General features: G+C 59.1%; 11 protein-coding genes. 1 reads left to right on the forward strand and 10 read right to left on the reverse strand.

The features are described from left to right. Window positions 1-138: 138 nt before the first annotated feature. Window positions 139-2,292: a 3-hydroxyacyl-CoA dehydrogenase NAD-binding domain-containing protein gene (locus tag QZ511_RS08760; RefSeq protein WP_295801732.1), complete on the reverse strand. Its 2,154-nt coding sequence runs from the start codon at window positions 2,290-2,292 to the stop codon at window positions 139-141. A 53-nt stretch (window positions 2,293-2,345) separates the two neighbouring features. Beyond that, window positions 2,346-3,554, reverse strand: a complete 1,209-nt coding sequence (locus QZ511_RS08765) for an acetyl-CoA C-acetyltransferase (protein WP_295801733.1) — start codon at window positions 3,552-3,554, stop codon at window positions 2,346-2,348. Between the two features lie 208 nt (window positions 3,555-3,762). Between QZ511_RS08765 and QZ511_RS08770 the strand changes: the two genes are divergently transcribed. Next, a complete protein-coding gene (locus tag QZ511_RS08770) occupies window positions 3,763-4,767 on the forward strand; it encodes an AraC family transcriptional regulator (RefSeq protein WP_295801735.1) in 1,005 nt (334 codons plus the stop codon). A 71-nt stretch (window positions 4,768-4,838) separates the two neighbouring features. Here QZ511_RS08770 and QZ511_RS08775 read toward each other — a convergent pair whose 3' ends face one another. The 8 genes from QZ511_RS08775 to QZ511_RS08810 form a co-directional block, all read right to left on the reverse strand. Next, a complete protein-coding gene (locus tag QZ511_RS08775) occupies window positions 4,839-6,878 on the reverse strand; it encodes a hypothetical protein (protein WP_295801736.1) in 2,040 nt (679 codons plus the stop codon). Window positions 6,879-7,037: 159 nt separating this feature from the next. After that, the gene (locus tag QZ511_RS08780) at window positions 7,038-7,520 is read right to left on the reverse strand and encodes a DUF4334 domain-containing protein (RefSeq protein WP_295801738.1); all 483 of its coding nucleotides are present in this window, start codon (window positions 7,518-7,520) and stop codon (window positions 7,038-7,040) included. An 18-nt stretch (window positions 7,521-7,538) separates the two neighbouring features. Continuing rightward, a complete protein-coding gene (locus QZ511_RS08785) occupies window positions 7,539-8,639 on the reverse strand; it encodes an NAD(P)-dependent alcohol dehydrogenase (protein ID WP_295801740.1) in 1,101 nt (366 codons plus the stop codon). A 34-nt stretch (window positions 8,640-8,673) separates the two neighbouring features. Next, complete coding sequence (locus QZ511_RS08790; RefSeq protein ID WP_295801742.1) at window positions 8,674-10,359, reverse strand: AMP-binding protein; 1,686 nt, start codon at window positions 10,357-10,359, stop codon at window positions 8,674-8,676. Between the two features lie 114 nt (window positions 10,360-10,473). Then, window positions 10,474-11,616 carry an acyl-CoA dehydrogenase family protein gene (locus tag QZ511_RS08795; protein WP_295801743.1) on the reverse strand — a complete coding sequence of 381 codons (1,143 nt, stop codon included), beginning with the start codon at window positions 11,614-11,616 and terminating at the stop codon, window positions 10,474-10,476. Between the two features lie 77 nt (window positions 11,617-11,693). After that, complete coding sequence (locus tag QZ511_RS08800) at window positions 11,694-12,917, reverse strand: aminoglycoside phosphotransferase family protein (protein ID WP_295801745.1); 1,224 nt, start codon at window positions 12,915-12,917, stop codon at window positions 11,694-11,696. A gap of 95 nt (window positions 12,918-13,012) precedes the next feature. Continuing rightward, entirely contained in the window at window positions 13,013-15,334 is a 2,322-nt protein-coding gene (locus QZ511_RS08805) for a TonB-dependent receptor (RefSeq protein ID WP_295801747.1), read from the reverse strand. A gap of 255 nt (window positions 15,335-15,589) precedes the next feature. Next, entirely contained in the window at window positions 15,590-18,334 is a 2,745-nt protein-coding gene (locus QZ511_RS08810) for a LuxR C-terminal-related transcriptional regulator (protein WP_295801749.1), read from the reverse strand. Between the last annotated feature and the right edge of the window lie 175 nt (window positions 18,335-18,509).

An 18,509-nucleotide genomic window follows, 5' to 3' on the forward strand; every position in this document is an offset into this window, starting at 1 on the left:
GGGTGCGGTCTTGCGAGACACGCCGTAAACCCATCCCTGGGGGCTCTTCCGCGAGGTCCCTCTCGCGGAAGGTCTCGCAAGACCGCACCCGGTAGCGCCACCTTCACCCACAGCCAAGTTGCTTGGACAATGGGTGAGTTAACGGAAGCTCTCGCCCTTGGCCAGAGTCTCGGCAACAATCGCCGGCGGCTGGAAGCGCTCGCCGTATTTTTCTGCCAGCTCATTGGCGCGGTCGATAAACCGCTGCAGGCCATAGGTGTTCACAAACTGGATAAAGCCACCGGTCCACTGTGGTGCACCGATGCCCAGCAGGGAGCCCACGTTGCCATCGGCAACATTGCGCAGCACACCTTCCTGCAGGCACTTGAGACTCTCGATCACCTGGCGGAACAGCAGGCGCTCCTTGATATCTTCCCGCGGCATCTCCACCTCTTCACGATAATAGAGTTCATACAGCTTGGGCCATACGGATTTGCTGCCGTCTTCGGCGTATTCGTAGTAACCACCGCCGTGATAGCGGCCGCCGCGCCCGAACTCGCTGATCATGCGCTCGCAGACTTCGATATTACAGCTGTTGTCGCCCTTGCTGCCGAGCACGCCCATATTGCGGTGGGTTTCCGCCGCCTTGCGGGTCAGCTCTTGGCTCACTTCATCCTGAATGGTGAGCGGGCCCACCGGCATACCCACCTGCTTGCCCATGGCATCGATGAGCACCGGGTCCAGGCCTTCCACCAGCAGGCGTGCGCCCTCGTCGAGGAAGGTGCTGAATACCCGTGAGGTGAAGAAGCCGAGGGAGTCGTTGACCACGATGGGCACCTTGCGAATCTGCTGGGCGTAGTCGAAGGCCTTGGCCAGAGCTTTATCACTGGTCTGCGCACCACAGATAATCTCGATCAGCGGCATCTTGTCCACCGGCGAGAAGAAGTGGATACCGATAAAGTTTTCCGGTTTTTTACTCACTTCCGCCAGCTGGGTAATCGGCAGGGTCGAGGTGTTGGAACCGAATACACCGCCCTCGGCAAGGAAGGGTTCCGCTTCCTGGGTGACCTTGGCTTTCAATTCAATATTTTCAAACACTGCTTCAATGATGAGGTCGCAATCCTGCAGGTCCTGGTAGGAATCGGTGGCCTTGATCAGCCCCAACAGGCGCTGCTTGTCATCCTCGCTGGCACGGCCGCGGGAGATCTGCTTGTCCATGAGCTTCGCGGAATAGGACTTGCCCTTTTCCGCCGCCTCCACACTGATGTCCTTCAACACCACTTCGATGCCGCTGCGGGCGCTGGAATAGGCAATACCCTGCCCCATCATGCCCGCGCCGAGAATGCCAACCTTCTTCACCGCCGTTTTCTCGACGTCTTTCGGACGGCTCAGACCGCTCTTGACGCTGTTCATCTGGAAGAAACCGGTGGTGATCAGGTTTTTCGCCTGCGGCGTGGTGATCAGGAATGCCAGCGCGCGGGATTCGTAGCGCAGTGCGGTATCGATATCCACGGTCACCGCCTGTGCGGCAACGTCAATGATCTTTTCCGGAGCCGGCATCAGGCCACGGGTCTTCTGGAACAACATGGCCGGTGCGGCGGACAGAATGCCGGTAACCTTCGGGTTCCAGATATCACCACCGGGTACCTTGTGGCCCTTCCTGTCCCACGCCTGTTGCCAGCACTCCGGATTGTCCCTGATCCAGGATTTCGCCGCGGAAACCAGGTCCTGGGTCACTTCAACCAGCTCGTCGACCAGCCCGGCCTTCTGCGCATCCTTCGCTTTCATATGCTTGCCTTCCAGCAGGATCGGTAGTGCTTTTTCAAGCCCCAGCATATGGATCGAGCGCACCACGCCACCGCCACCCGGCAGCAGGCCGAGGGTCACTTCCGGCAGGCCGATGGAAACCTTGGGGGAATTCCAGGCAATGCGATGGTTACAGGCCAGGCAGATTTCCAGGCCACCGCCCAGTGCTGCGCCGTTGATGGCCGCCACCACCGGAACCTCCAGTTTTTCCAGGCGTCGCAGCGGGGCCTTGACGCCGCTCTCGATCATTTCGAACTGCTCCGGCTCACCGCCGGGTGCTACGCTCAACATTGCCTTGAGGTCACCACCGGCGAAAAACGTGCTTTTGGCGGAAGCGAGTACTACCCCCGTAAGCCCATCTTCCTGCTCCAGCCGTTCCACCGTCCGCGCCATTCCTACTTGATACTGCTCATTCATGGCATTGACCGGGCCGTCCATATCCATGGTGACCGTGACGATGCCGTCGCTGTCTTTTTCGTAAATGAATCCGTTGATTATCTCAGCCATTGCTATCACCTGATCTGTATTCTTTTGTCTCAGTAACCGTGTGGCGCTCGCGCTCACACGCGCTCGATAATGGTGGCAATTCCCTGCCCGCCGCCGACGCAGAGGGCGACCAGGCCGCGCTTCAGATTGCGACGCTCCAGCTCGTCGAGCATGGTGCCCACCAGCATGGCACCGGTGGCGCCGAGCGGGTGCCCCATGGCAATGGCACCGCCGTTGACGTTGGTGATTTCATGGGAGATATCCAGGTCTTTCATAAAGCGCAGCGCAACCGCGGCGAAGGCTTCGTTGATTTCCCACAGGTCGATATCGGCAGTGGTCATGCCGGCCCTGGCCAGGGCTTTTTTCGCCGCGGGGCCCGGTCCAACCAGCATGATGGTGGGGTCGGTGGCCAGTACCGCAGTGGCGACAATGCGCCCGCGGGGCGTCAGGCCGAGATCCTTGCCCGCCTGCTCGCTGCCAACCAGTACCGCAGATGCGCCATCGACAATCCCGGACGAGTTGCCCGGTGTGTGCACATGATTGATCGCCGGAAGGTCCGCATACTTGCGCAGCATCAGGTCATCAAACCCGATACTGCCCATCCCGGCAAAGGAAGGCTTCAGCTGGCCGAGAATTTCCAGGGTGGTTTTGGGTTTGATGAATTCGTCTTTTTCCAGGATGGTCATGCCGTTGAGATCTTTCACCGGCACCACGGAGCGGTCGAAATAGCCCTGCGCCTGGGCCGCGGCCGCGCGCTGCTGGGAAGCCAGGGCAAAGGCATCCACGTCTTCGCGGCTCCAGCCCTCGATGGTGGCGATGGTATCCGCACCGATCCCCTGCGGTACCGCACCGTCGTGCACATTCACTTCCGGATCGTTGATCCAGGCTCCACCGGCTACCCCCATGGGCACCCGCGACATGGATTCCACACCGCCGGCGACCACCAGGTCTTCCCAGCCGGAAGCAATCTTCATCGCCGCCAGGTTCACGGCCTCTAGGCCGGAGGCACAGAAGCGGTCCAGTTGCACACCGGCAACGCTCTCGTCCCAGTCCGCAAACTGCACGATGGTCTTGGCCACATCGCCCCCCTGCTCGCCTACGGGCGACACACAGCCCATCACCACGTCGTCGACGCGGCTGGTGTCCAGGTCGTAGCGCTGTTGCATGGCACGCAGCAGGCCGGCACCGAGAGCGACCGGTTTCACTTCGTGCAGGGAGCCGTCTTTCTTGCCCTTGCCCCGCGGGGTTCGGATCGCATCGTAGATATAGGCGGTATGAGTCATCGCTGATTCCTGTTGTCTTTCAACAATTGTTATCCAGTATGCAGTGTGCAATCGCGCGAGCCTGTTCACCACCCGACCCGGGAACAAATATGCACCTTTTGTTCATTATGGTTTGCCCAAAGCCCCACAAACAAGCACATTAGGTACAATAAATTGACATTTTATCCCTGCAACAGAAGAATGGCAGCGATCACCAGTGGAGTTGGCAATGCAGGACATATCCATCCCCGTCTCGTTCTTGCACGCAATTTTGCGCTACGCCCCGCAGCAGGGCCTCAACCGCGACAAACTGCTGCAACGGGGCGGCATCCCCCCCAAGATCCTCGATGACAATAGCGCGCGGGTCAGCGCCCGCCAATATGCGGACCTGCAGACCCTGACCATGCGCGAAATGGGCGACGAGATGCTGGGCTACACCCGGCAACCGATGAAACTCGGTACCGGCGCGGCCATGTCGCACTGGATGCTGCACAGCAGAAATCTCGGCCAGGCGCTCAAACGCTACTGCCACTTCTACGCCATGATCGAACGGGGCCTGCGCCCGCAACTGCGCATCAGTAGCGAGCATGTCAAACTGCGCTTCACACTCTGGGAAGGGCAACCCCAACCGGAACCCTACGCCTATGAAATGCTGATGTTCGGCCTGCACCGCTTTTCCTGCTGGCTCACCCGCCAGAACCTGCGCATTCGACAGGTCACGGTGAACTACCCTCCCCCGGCGCACGAGCGCGAATACCGCGCAATCTTTCTCGGCGCCCCGACCCGCTTTTCCAGCGAGCACTGTGAACTCTGGTTTGGCCGCGATGTACTGCAGAAACCCATCCGCCAGTCCCAGGACAGCCTCAACGCTTTTCTTCGCAACCCCCAGAGCAACCTGTTGCAGAGCGACTACAACCTGCAAAGCTGGATCGGCCGAACCCGCTCGCTGTTGCGCCAGCAGATGGAAGAGATGCCCACCCTGATGGAAGTGGCGGATGCCCTAGAGGTGCATCCAAAACAGTTGCGCAAACACCTGCAGGAAGAAGGCATCGGCTACGGCGAACTGAAGGAACAGCTGCGCCGGGATATCGCCATGCAGCACCTGGCAGACCCGAGAACCTCGATTGAACAGGTGGCGTATCTCACCGGATTCGCGGAATCCAGTACCTTTATCCGCGCGTTTCGCAAATGGACCGGTGCTACGCCCTACGCCTACCGCAAGCGCTTTTACTAGCATTACGCAGTTAAAAAAAAAGGCCGCCCCGGGGGGCGGCCAAGTCCACAGTAATAACGAACAGAAACTGGTTACAGTGTCTTCAGGTATTCGAGGATCGCATAGCGCTCCGCGTCGGTCAGGGACTGGGTGAACTCGTGCCCCTGGTTACCCATGCTGTACAGGTAACTGTTGAAGATCATGCGCGACTTGATCTGCTTGTCGGTGATCGGCGGCGGTGTCTGGTAAGCCAGCGAATTGAACTCCGCCACCTTGTTGGCCACGTTGGCGAACAGAATATCCGCTGTTGCCAGATCATTGGTACAGGGCAGGAACGGCGAGGTCAGGATGCTGTTGCTGCATTCCAGTGCCTCATGCTTCCAGCCAAGCCTTGTCCAGTCGTAGGCCGCAAAACTCATATCGAGACCGCGGTTCTTACCGAAAATTCCTGCATCAGTTTGCTGACGCTTCCAGATCTTTGGCCGCGATGCAGGATCAAGCACACCCCATAGATCCGGCACACTACCGTTGTGGAAGAAAGGCGCATTGCCCCAGGCCCCATACAGCGGCGGCGCAATATAGCCAAACGGATCGATCCACTCATTCGGACCCAGGGGCGAGAACACCGGCCCTTGACCGCGATCGTATTGAGAGCGCGGTATCCGGTTCAACTCACTAACGGTCAGGCTATCCACAAACCCAGTGTGATCAGGGCTCAGGTCGTTATAGGCGAGGAACGAGCTGTTCCAGGCGCGACGTTTCTTTTCATCCTCCATCAGCAATGCGCGCTGCGGGTCAGTAGCGATCGTCTCCAGTGGAGTAATGACCGCTGAAATCCCCTTCAGACGCGGATCTGGCAGGTAATCCGTATCCGCAGCATGACGCGGCGAGTAAACGCCGTGGCAGCTGGCACAGGATCCATTGCCCGGCGTCTTCGGTATGTCGGCATTGGCGCCATCTGCCCACAAGTCACGCTCATGGAACAGAATCGCTCCCTGCTCGGCCAAAGCGATATCGATCTCTCCCGGATAGGTCGGCGGTGACATGGAAATCAGGAAGTTGTCGATGTCTTCAAACTCGCCGGTCAACGCGCGTCGCTCCGCCGCATTGCGGGTCAAGTTGGCAACACCAAATGCCATTTCCGAACGCACGTTATCGGATGTTAGCGCCCCATCCCAGAACTGGCGGGTCTTGAATGCCCGGTGGTACCAGTGGGGAGCCTTGGTCTGGCCGCCAGCGTGACTGGGGAAATACTCCAGCAGGCTGGGTGCCGGCATCATCGTATCCATATCGAACAGGGCCGGCAGGTAATCGATAATACCAATTGCATCGGTATTCCCCCGGTTCACACTCCAGGGGATTGGCGCTAACTGCAAAGGCTGGGTGAATACGTTTGCACGATAAAGGTCAGACTGAATCAAGCCCGCATCGATAGCACCGTTAGCCCTACCCCAATGAAAATAAGATTCCTCCTCTGTTCCCAGACGCGAGTCGTGACAGCCAGAGCAGCTGGAGGCGATCATGCCGGTGTACCGGCCGTCCTCATCCTTAACCTGGACCAGGCCAAGTGGCAACTGGCCGCTGCCGCCGTTGGTCCACTTGGGATTTTCCCAAGGATATGGATAAGGGTTGCGGAAAGGCGCCTTATGCAGACCATAGCGCTTGGTCACCTGCTCATCGAAATCCGACGGACGCAACAGGTAGCCCCAGGTTTTATAGAGATTGTAATAAGCTTTCGAGGTGCTGAAGAACTGGAAGTAGTCCTCTGATTCGATATTGCGCTTTCCACGCGCAACGCTTGCACGAAACTCACCGCACGTTGTCGGATTGTGAGGCAGCTTTTGCGGATCTTGAATAAAGGGCTCAGGGGGATTGTGCAAATCCACCCAGAACGCATTGAACTGGACTGCAGAACTTGGGTTATTTATCCCAGGAACAACAAGCGTTCGGGGATCAAGTGGAACCGGCGCCTCATCAGGCTGACCTTCACAGCCTGCAGCGAGCGGAGCACGGATATACTGCTGGTCCAGCAGTGGCAATTCATCATTCGCGGTAGCATTGACCGAAGCCAAAGCGGAAGCCGCCAACAAAACAGCGGGCAAACCGATGCCCCTCGTTAGTCGACGAATCATCGATAACCTCCAAAAGTAATTATCTTATTTATGCTTTTGGATGCATAAAATGCAGCATCTCACCATCATGGAAAAAGATACGGCTATCGAGCTTTTGATACTTCGTCTGAATGGATGAATTTCACTTTGGTGGCGCTTCAGAGAACAGCTAAAAGTGCACTAGCTCAATCTTTCGAGATAGAAAAATAGTGGGTTTTCGTTGCCCTTCTGATCCATGACGCCGACCACCAGATTTTCATGCACTTTGCGAAAATGATCGAATACAGGACTTTTATCATAAATCATGGTGGCAGTAGCCACACCACGGAACACCACTTCCCGCAGACTCGCAGTTCCCAGCACATCATTGATCACCCGGTTTCCCTGCTCATCCAGGCTGATGATCGGATAGACCTCATCGGCACCGCTGAAACGCTTTCCGTTCCAGCGCATTGCCGTTAACTGCCCCTCTACCGGGTGGCCACGACTCAATATCCCCCCGGCCCAGTCACCGAGCATTCGCTGCGCAGGCATGGCCAGTAACCGATCGAAAAAAGCGAACAACTCCGCCTGGCTCGGCACCTCCTCCCCATCGCGCAAGTGAATGAACTTTTCTTCCTGCAGGTTGCGTCCAGAGAGGACTGGATCGGTAACGGTATTCATAGGCATAATTCCTTCGTGTCAGTGGGACATTTTCAGGACCGGCTTGATGGTGACCCCGGAAGATAAGTCCGCAATCGCCTGATTGACTTCGGCAAAGGGATACACCCGAACCAGCTTTTCCAGGGGCAACCGCCCTTTGCGGTAGTGGTCAATCATTTCAGGAATAAAAGTGCGCGGGTGGGCATCCCCTTCCACGGTACCGCGCAACTGCCGGCCGCCAAATACCAGCTCCCGCGGACAGATATTCAGTTTTCTGCCCGGCGGGGTGACGCCGGCACAGACCAGCTGTCCACGAATTGCCAGCGACTGGAACGCCTGTTCGATCACCGGAACATTTCCAGTGCAGTCGATCGCGGCATCGAAAGGCCCCAGAGCCAAAAGCTGCTCCTGCAATGAATGGCTGTCACTGACAACTGCGTGGGTCGCCCCCAGCTCGCGCGCGAGGTCCGTGCGTTGCGGCTTCAGGTCGACCGCAACAATGCGTTCGCACTCGCGCAGTGCCGCGGCCATCACCGCGGCCAGGCCAACAGTGCCACACCCGAAAACTGCTACCCGGCTGTGTCGCTGCGGATTCAACACTTTCAACATCGCGGACATGCCGGTTTGCACGCCGCAAGCGAGGGGCGCCATCAGCTCCGGAGGTAAATCTTCCGGCAGGCGCACCATGTTCTGGGTACTCGCTAGCGTATGGGTGGCGAATGAAGACTGGGAGAAAAAATGGCTGGTAATGGGCCTGCCCCCCAGTGACATGGGGGCACTGCCATTCCGTCGCCGCCCGGCAAAATTCAGCGCAAACGCGGCATCGCAATAGGCGGGATCGTGGGACTCGCAGGCAGCACAACAGCCACAGGCGCCAAAGCTCATCAATACGCGGTCGCCTACCGCAAAATCCACTACCCCGTCACCCAATGCCTCTATCCTGCCCACGCCTTCGTGCCCGAGCACCGCCGGCATTTTCGTGCCCAGCTGTCCGCCCAGCGCCAGCAGGTCGGTATGACAGATGCCGCAGGCTTCCAGCCGAACCCGGACTTCGCGCGCCGCGGGCTCGGAGAGTTCGCAGGTCTCTATATCGACAATCGCACCTTTACGGGCCACCGCGGCCTGAATCTTCATGACCATATGCAACTTCCTTTATGCATGCGCTGGGTCGTGATCAACCTTCCCAAATGATTTTCTGGTTCCGGTTTCTCCAGTTCTCCGCAAACTGCAGATAGCGACCTTCGATTTCATTGCGTTTCAGTTTCATGGTCGGCGTCAGCAACCCGCTTTCGATGGTCCAGGGCTCCTTGACGATCACCACGTAATTCAATCGCTCGTGATCTTCCAGCTGCTGGTTGATTTCATCCAGATGCTCCGCGAACTCCTGCTCGAAGCGCTGCCGAGCCTCGCGATCTTCGGGGTCAAGGGTGCCGGGGGCCAGTACCGCCAGCGCAAACGGCTGCGGCTGCCCGGGGCCGGTTGCGCAGATCACCTCCACCCCCGGGTGGGCGCCGAGCATATTTTCGATCGGTACCGGTGCCACGTACTTCCCTTTACTGGTCTTGAACAGGTCCTTGGTGCGACCGGTAATCTTCAGGCGCCCTTTTTCGTCCAGTTCGCCGCGGTCGCCGGTGCGGAAAAATCCATCCGGAGTCAGGTTGGCTGCGGTTTCTTCCGGCATTTTGTAATAGCCCATCATCTGTCCCGGGCTTTTCACCAGCACCTCACCGGTATCATCGATACGGCACTCGACGCCATTCAGGGGGGTGCCCACATAACCCGGGCGCACCTCGCCGGCGCGGGCGGCGTGAGAGGCGGCGCAGTTCTCGGTCATGCCGAAAACCTCCAACAGTTCCAGTCCCAGCCTGCGATACCATTCGATTATCTCCGCCGACAGTGGCGCCGCACCGGTAAGCCCCACCTTGACGCTGTCGAGGCCGAGTTCTTCGAGAATCTTGCGTTTTATCTTGCGCGACAGGATTGGAATCGCGAACAACAGTTTCTGCTTCGCCGGCGGAATCTTGGCGTTGACCGCCTGGTAGAATTTGGTCCACAAACGCGGTACGGAGAAAAATCGCGTGGGTCGCGCCCGCTTGAGGTCAACCGGAAACGTTTCCAGGGAGTCGTTGAAAAACAGCTGAAAGCCGAACAGGAGCGATGGGATTTCCACCGCCACCCGCTCCGCCACATGGGCCAGGGGCAGATAGGACAGCATGCGGTCCTCGGGGGAAGGGCTCCACAGGTCCACCGAACAGCCCGCCGGCGCGGTGAGTGAACCGAAATTATGCATCACCCCTTTCGGATTGCCGGTGGTTCCCGAGGTATAAATGATGGTGGCGAGTGCGTCCCGCCCGCGCAATACCACATTTTGCAGCGGCGCAAATTCCGCCATGATGTCCTGCCACTGCGGTGCATTCACCGGCGGCGCCAAGGGCAGGCAGACCAGCGGCAGACCTTCCGGCAGTACCGGCTGCAATTCGTTCCAGCTATCGGTTATCCCGTCGAGGCGACCGACAATCAGTAACTTGGCCTCACAGTGTTCGAGTATGTACTTGCAGGCATCGGCACCCAGGGTGGGATACAGCGGAACGGTGACATGTCCCGCCATCCAGATCCCCAGGTCTGCGATGATCCAGTGCGCACTGTTCTTTCCCGTGAGGGCAATATTGCTGGCGGCGGGGAGCTCCAGGGACTGAAGATAGCTGGCGAACCTGCGGGCCTGGCCCACGATATCGCCCCAGGTAAATGTTTCCACCGTCCCGTCTGCCAGCGGCTGGGTAAGGTATACCGTGTCCGGCTTTTCCTTTTCCCAGCGCAGGACATATTCCAGGGGTTCCGCGAACAGCTTTATCTGACTCATAATCGCTCCGCGCTTTCTCATTTTTATGGTTATTGTGTTTTTCCATTGAAACTACTGTTGCCACCGCAGGCTGTCAATCAAACATCCTGCCATGACCAAATACGCGACACCCAGTCACAGAGAGCGCGCAATCAGTTCTTTCATAATCTCGTTGGTGCCGCCATAGATTCGCCCCGCACGGGAATCGATATAGGCCTTGGCAATGGGATACTCCAGCATGTAGCCATAGCCACCGTGCAACTGCACCCCTTCATCGACAACCCGACACAGCAGCTCCGAGGTCCACAATTTGGCCGCAGCAGCCGCTTCCGGTGACAGTTTGTTCTCCAGCACCTCTTCGATACAGCGGTCCACGAACACCTGGCCGATTTCGATCTCGGTTTTCATTTCCGCCAGTTTGAAGCGGGTATTCTGGTAATTTGCCACCGGCTGCCCGAATACCTTGCGGTCGCGGGTATATTCCAGCGTGTGTCCCAAAGCGGCACGCGCGCCACTTACCGACAGGATGGAGATAATCAGGCGCTCCCAGGAGAGCTCCTTCATCAATTGCAGGAAACCCTGCCCTTCTCTCTCGCCCAGCAGATTGGACTGGGGCACCCGAACATTTTCAAAATACAGCTCGCAGGTATCCTGCGCTTTCATTCCCACTTTTTTCAGTGGCTGCGCCTTGGAGAATCCAGCGCGATCGGCCTCAACCAGGATCAGGGAAGTATCCCTGGCGCCGTCACCGCTATTGCCGGTTTTCGCCACCACAACCACGATATCCGCCAGGTAGCCGTTGGTGATGAAAATTTTCGAGCCGTTGATGACATAGTCATCCCCGTCTTTTTCCGCACGGGTAGTGATTGCCTGCAGGTCCGAGCCAGTACCCGGCTCGCTCATCGCTACCGCCCCCACGGCCTCACCCGAGGCCATGCGCGGCAACCACTGTTGCTTTTGACTCTCGGTACCGAAGTTGTTGATGTAGTTGGCGACGATATCCGAGTGCACCGCGAACCCCGGACCGGTGGCACCCGCATAGCTCTGTTCTTCCATCAGCACGGTGCTGTAGACACGGTCGGCGCCCATGCCGCCATACTCTTCCGGAATGGTCATGCACAGCAGACCCAGTTCACCGGCGCGATACCAGAGCTCGCGATCAATGTGCTGCTGCTCTTCATAGCGCTCGTGGTGCGGCATGACCTCGGTTTCGAGGAAACGCCGCACCATACGGCGAAACTCTTCATGTTCCGGCTGAAATATTGTTCTCGGGATCATGCTCTCTCCTTACTGCAATTCTCAATTCCGCCACTTTATCTGCGGAAGGTTTTCCCTGCTCGGCAGGGTAAATTCAATTACGCAATCACGTTTTTGCGCTCGTTCAACAGTCCCATGGAATCCCAGTCAATAATTGCCTGGCAGTTCCTGCGGATACGCTTCATCAGGTCTGAATTTTCCGACAGGGTGGACTGCAGAAAACCACACACGCAGATATTGAAGATCAGCGGACCAAACAGGTTAAAGCGGTAGTCCTGGTAGGCCTCGCGCAACGGGTACTGGGTTCCGCTCTGCTCGAAGATACGGCAATAGCGCTGTATCAAAACGGCCTCGCTGTTATTGCGCGCCGCATAGGAAAGTTCGTTCGACAGCAGACTGGCAACGTCATACATGGGATTGCGCAGACCAGCGAGTTTCCAGCTCACCAGACTGGCGCGACGGCTGCTGCCTTCGCCCTCAAACAACAGGTTTTCCAGCCGTACATCGCCGTGGGACAGGGTGAGGATATGGCGCTCGAACCTGTGCCAGTCGGCCACGCGCTCGGCAAACTGTTCGATCAGAACAAAATAGCCGGTCGCCAACCAACCTGGATAGACTGCGCGCAGCGCTTCTACCCCCTGGCGATAGTAGTGCTCCGTAAAGCGCACACTGTCACGCTGACGCAGCTGCCACTGCGGGGCGGATACCGGTGAAGTACGCACAAAACAGCCGTGTAATTGCGCCAGCTCCTGCAGCGCCACCTCGTGCTCACGCAGATGTTCGTCCAGGCTCTCTTCGTCAACCAGTACAGAGCCACCGGCGTCTTCAAACAGCAGGTTAAAGTGTGCGTCGTCCTCGGCGGCAAATACCAAACCCGGCACCCGGCAGGCATAGTGCTGGTTCAACTCCCGGTACGCGGCGACCTCGCGCAGAAACGAATCCCGCACAAACTTCTGCCAGCGTGGAGACGGTAGCGGCCGTGAAAACTTGGCAATCAGGCTCGCCGGACCAGGAGGCTGCGAAAGATCCGTATCCACAGCGTCGGTGGTGGAGCCGTCGTACCGCAGGTGCAGTCGCACCGTCACCTCAAAATCACTGCAGCTGATCGGTTCCAGAGTAATACCTGTGACAGCGTCCATCTGCGGCCATTGCAGCCGCAATATGGCAGTCAGCCAGGCCTCCGTAATCTGCTCCGGGGCGGCAAGCGCAACTCCACTTGCCTCACGGTTCAGCGGGGTACCGGAAACAACGGGGAACAATACCGTGGTATTTTTTCCCTGCCCCGGTAGCGATTTCTCTGTTGCGGCAACAACCTGGCTCATCTTTCAATTACCTGCATAAAAACGTTACGTCCTTTTTCCACCCCGGCTCGGCACCCCGGTTGCGACCTGCGCAGTCGGGGGAACGAGCCATGGGATCAGAAAGATCCGCGCAGGGTTACGCCGTAGGTTCTGGGCGCCGACACATAGCCATTGGCATCCGGCCCCTGCAGCGGCGAGTTGAAATGCTGGGTGACGTAACGCTGGTCGGTACAGTTCTGGCACCAGCCGGACAGCACCCAGCCGGCGGCATCGGAACGCAGCCCCAGGTTCGCGCTTACCTCGCCTTCCGCACCGCGCATATAGTCGTTTGAGGTATTGGTGTAGAGCTCGGTGGAGTAATTCACCCCCAGCCGGCCAAATACGTTGAGACTGTTACCGACCGGCTGCTCCATGCTGAGTGCCAGGTTGCCCGCCCACTCCGGCGCGTGCGCAAACTGGCGGTCTGCCAGTGCCCCGAGCACCGGGTCATTGCCGAAGGTGGCGTCGGCAATATGGGTCAGGTCGAAGTTCAGCGAAAAGGCATCGCTCAGGATGAACTGGTTCTCCAGTTCCAGGCCGTAAACTGTGGCCTCCGGCGCATTGTCGATGGTGAACTGGGTACCGATGAACTGGGCGATCTGCAGGTCGCTGATCTCGTTATAGAACAGCGCCACGTTGGTGCGCGCGCTGCCATCCAGGTACTCGCTTTTCAGGCCGAGTTCATAGCCGTCGACAAACTCGGACTTGTAGGTGGGATCCAGGGGAACGGCGCCGGGTACTTCCTCCGGGTTGTTCAACAGAGTACCGGCGGCGGTGTTGTCGATATTCACTCCGCCGGCCTTGTAACCGCGACTGTAGGAGGCGTAAGCCATCATGTCTTCGGAGATCTGGTAGCGCGCCGCCAGGCTGCCACTGACCGCACTGTCTTCGAAGGTATCGCGGTACTCCGGGCCGGGCTGTACCTGCAGCAGGCGGAACACCGCGGTGGGCGCATCGCTGAAGTGATTGCGTACCATGGCGCCTTCTTTTTCGTCCACCGAATAGCGTGCCCCCACGGTCAGGCCAAAGCGATCGGTGACATCCAGGTTCCAGTGGGTGAAAGCCGCATAAGTGGTACTGTCTGCCGGCATATCGACATCGCTCCACTTGCCTTCACTGGCATCGGAGAAACCCGCGGGCAATCCCAGGGCACTCAGATATACATCGAAATACATCTGCGCCTGATCGCCCCACTCCAGTTCGTGGTGCGCGGAGATATCTTCCTGGGCGAGATAGATACCCGCCACATAATCCGCGCCGGCGAAGGGACCAAATGAGTCCAGCACGCCGTTATAGGTAAATTCCTGAGAGATCATTTCGGTGCTCAGTGATTCGTTGATCACGAGCACGTTGGCACCGGTGAAATCCGCATCCATGTTCCACTGGGAGATGCTCCAGTCCCGATAACCGGTAACCGAATTCACACTGTTTCCGCTGGCGAGTTCCCAGTGCATTTTCAGCACGACGCCGTTGTCCTCGATATCCTGATCGGTAGCGCCACTCAGGACCTGCTCATAATCCTCGAGGTCGCTGGAAGGCGCTTCCAGGCCGCGGGCAGGGATCAGGACGGTGTCGATAAACGGCTGCATGGGGCCGTCGACCACGTCGACCTGGCCGTAGCAGCAGTTGTTGCTTTCCTGCGACCAGTCCGCAATCAACTGCGCGGAGAAACTGTCGGAAGGCTCGTACAGCAGCTGCGCCTTGAGCGCGCGGGGTGAGCGCTCGTTGTAGTTGCCGCCGTTGGGGTCTTCGATATAGCCGTCCTGCTGCCCCCAGAGTCCGGCGATACGTACCGCCACGTCGTCATTGACCGGCAGGTTGGCCGCACCACGTACCATCTGCTTGCCGTAGCTGCCCATGGAAACTTCGTAGTCCATGCTGGCGGCATCGGTAGTGGGAGCAATACTGTTGAGGATCAGGGCACCGGCAGAAGTATTTTTGCCGAACAGGGTGCCCTGCGGGCCTCGCAGAATTTCCAGGCCACCGATATCCAGCCAGTTCTGCATCGCCTGGCCGGCGCGGGTGCGGTAGACACCATCGATAAACACACCCACCGCGCCCTCGAACGCGCGGCTGTTGCCCACGGTACCGATACCGCGAATGATGATGTTGGCACTGTTGGCGGCACTGTTGGTCACATCAAACTTGATGCTGGAGGAGATCTGCTGAATGTTCGAGATGCTGTCCACCTGAGCCATCGCCAGGTCTTCCGCGGTGGCGGCGGTCACAGCCACCGGCACTTCCTGCATGCTCTCGGCACGGCGCTGGGCGGTGACGACCACTTCTTCCAGTTGCCGTCCCTGCCCTTCCTGGGCCATCACGGGCACTGCCGCGGTAATGGCTGCTGCCAGTGCACTCACCCTGAACAGGGTACCGTTGGATTTCACATTCATCGCCATGGAGGTCTCTCCTCGCTATTTATCTTTATTGGTCTGGCGGCGCTGATACGGCCTGGCCGCGCTTTCGCACTTCATCCATCTATTTCGGACTGATGCCAGTATGCGAACGCAGGGGCAAAAAAAACTCGTCCATTCCGATGAAATTGCATCGCCGGCAAATGCGCTAAGCCCTTGAGCAGGCTACGGAAAATGGGAAAAATGCGGAAAGAATGAGCAGTGCCAGAAGATGTCACGGCCCGCGCTGCCATCGCGGCGCTAGCCGATCAGTTTCAGCTTGCGCGCCACAGCCACCGCTTCGGTGCGGCTCTGGGCGTGCAGCTTGGCATTGATATTGCGCAGGTGCGTGCGCACGGTGTTTTCAGAGACGAACATGCGCTCGGCAATGGCACTGTTGGAAAGTCCCTCTCCCAGCAACCTGAGGACCTCGAATTCCTTCTTGGTGAGCTTTTCCAGGGGCTGGCCGTCGGGCATTTCCGTCGGCACCGGTGCAGAAGCACCCGCTTCCACCGACGGGCTGCGGATCAGTTCCCGAAACAGCGCCTGCGGGTCCTCCAGTTGTGCGGGCTTGAAATCCACACGCTGCTGCGCCGCCAGCCGCTGCAGCAGCTGAATCACCAGGTCGCCCTCGTCTAGAATCAGCCGCACATAATGTTCCGAGGCGGCGATCTTCAGCAGGTCCCGCAGCTGCCGCAGCGCGGCTTTTTCCGAGCCGCTGCGAAACTGTGCCATGGCCAGCAGCAGCCGCAGCTTCAGTGCGCGGCGCCCGCGACCACCGGCCTCGGCAGCGTTGATCAGCCCTCGCAGGTTCCGCGCCGCGGCATCGCCGTCGCCAAAGTGGATCTGCCAGCGCAGTTCGCTGTCCTCGGGGGTATCCAGGTCGCTGCCAAACAGGGACCACTCGCTATATTTCTGCCAGTCACCGGCACCTGCTGCCCGCTTTTGCTCGTCCCGTGCAGCGGCCTTGTCGCCCTCCAGCAGGAATATGCGGCTGCGCTCCAGGCGGGCACAGGCCACCAGCCGGGGCAGTTCATTGCGGTAGCCAAAATACTCCAGCTCGCTGATGGTCTGGAAGGCGCCGTCGGTGTCACCGCGGGCATAGAGAATTCGCGCCAGGGTGCGGTGACCGCAGATCAGGTGATCCGGCACCCCCTGTTGCTGTACCAGTGGCACATACACCTGCAACAGCCGCTCTGCATCCGCAAAGCGGCCGCACTCGTACCACACTTCCGACAGCAGGATTGCGGCCATGGCATTGCCGTTGGTCACTGCCCTACCGCTGCGTTCGTTTACCCCCGCCGCCAGACGAAAGCGCGCCGTCGCCTGCCGCAGTCGCCCCTGTAACAATTCGATGGCACCTTCTACACACTGCGCGTAGATATGGGTGAACGGAGTAAAGTCGATCACCTGCAGGCGCCGCCCCTCATCCAGCAGGTCCTGGGCCTGCCGGTAGTGCCCCACCACCAGGGCCACGTAGGCCAGAGAGGTACGCAGAATGGCATGGGGGAAAATAGTTTCCGTGGGCAGGCGGGAGAGGTTTTCCAGCGCCACCGCATAGGCCTCGTCGTGGCGGTCCAGCATGGACAGCAACATTGGCCGCAGCGCCATGCCGTGCAGGTGCACTTCCGACGTCTGTGGGGCTTCCCCCTCGTACTGGCTCAACCTCTCCATGGCTTCCGCGGCACCGCGGGTAAAGGCAATGGCCCAAACGTGCACCACCTGGAGATTCGGCCATGCCTGCAAACTGCCCGCCGGCACCATGCCCATCAGTCGGGTCAGCAGCAGGCTGCGCCCGTCTCCCAGCAATCGCTCGGCATGGCGGGCGAACAGCGGCAGTGCATAATCCATATCACCGGATTTGAGCGCCTGCTCAATCGCCGGCACCACCCGCCCTTCGGCCAGATAAGCCTCCGACGCGGCGCGGTGCAGGCGCGGCACCTCTTCGGGCATGTGCAGTTGCAGCTGTCCCTGCAGAAACACCGCAAACATGCTGTGATAGCGAAACCACTGTTCGCTCTCGTCCATCGGTTCCAGCAGGAAACTGGTGCGACAGAGGGACTGCAACCGGGCCTGGCTGCCGGGCTCGCCGCACACGGCATCGCACAGGGGCCCATTTAACTGCGGCAGAATACTGGTGCGCAGCAGGAAGGTACGCAGGGATTCCGGTTGCCGCGCGAGCACCTCTTCCCCCAGGTAATCCGCCACCAGCGCGCTGGATCCGGAGAAGCCTGCCACCAGCCCGGCGGGATCGCGGCTCTGTTCCAGTGCCAGGTAGGCGAGCCACAGGGCCGCCGCCCAGCCCTCGGTGGTCTGGTGCAGAGAGGCAATATGATCGGTAGCGATTTCCAGCCCGCACTCGCGCTGCAGGAAGTCCCGGGTCTCCTCCATGCTGAAGCGCAGCGCATTCGCATCAATTTCCTGCAGCTGTCCGCGGGCTCGCAATCGCGCCAGCCCGATATCCGGCTGTGAGCGCGACCCGACCACCAGCCGCACCCCTGCTGGCAGCCGGTCTACCAGCTGGCGGATGATCGCCAGTGCCACTGTATTCTGCAGTACTTCCAGATCGTCGAGAAACAGTACAAAGGGTACCGGCAGCATTTCCAGCCGGTCGAGCAGATCGATGGCCAGAGCACCGGGCTCGTCGCCCGCAGGGGAATGCCCTTCCGGCAGAAAGTCCCGCAATGTGCGGGCGAGGAAATACAGTAGGCGGGAAGTGTCGTTGTCGGCGAGGTCGAGGCGCATCCAGGCGGTGGGCACGCCGGAGTCAGAGAGCTGCTCATACGCCTGGCGCATCAGGGTCGACTTGCCAAACCCCGCAGGCGCGCGCACCAGGGATACCCGGGCTCCGGCACCGGATACCAGTTGCGCACACAGTGCGCTGCGATGTATCTGGAACGGCGGGGCCTGCGGACAGGACAACTTCGCGGGCTGGGCGATGATTTTCCGATCGCCCTTCCGCTCTTCCTTACCACTTTCCCGATGCTGCTGAAGGGAATCGATCACCGGCTCGCCTCCAGGTAATACTGTGGTGTGGTCACCAGCATGCTGCTCTCTCTCGGGGCCATCGCCGTGAAGGCTCACGGGCAGTCGTTATATTTTTATGGACCCTAGTGGAACGAAAATAAGTGCAGCCCCAGGCGCTGTCAACCGGCGACCAAGGCACACTTTACATGACCCG

It is taken from the genome of uncultured Microbulbifer sp. (genome assembly GCF_913055755.1).
In the GTDB taxonomy this organism is placed as follows: domain Bacteria; phylum Pseudomonadota; class Gammaproteobacteria; order Pseudomonadales; family Cellvibrionaceae; genus Microbulbifer.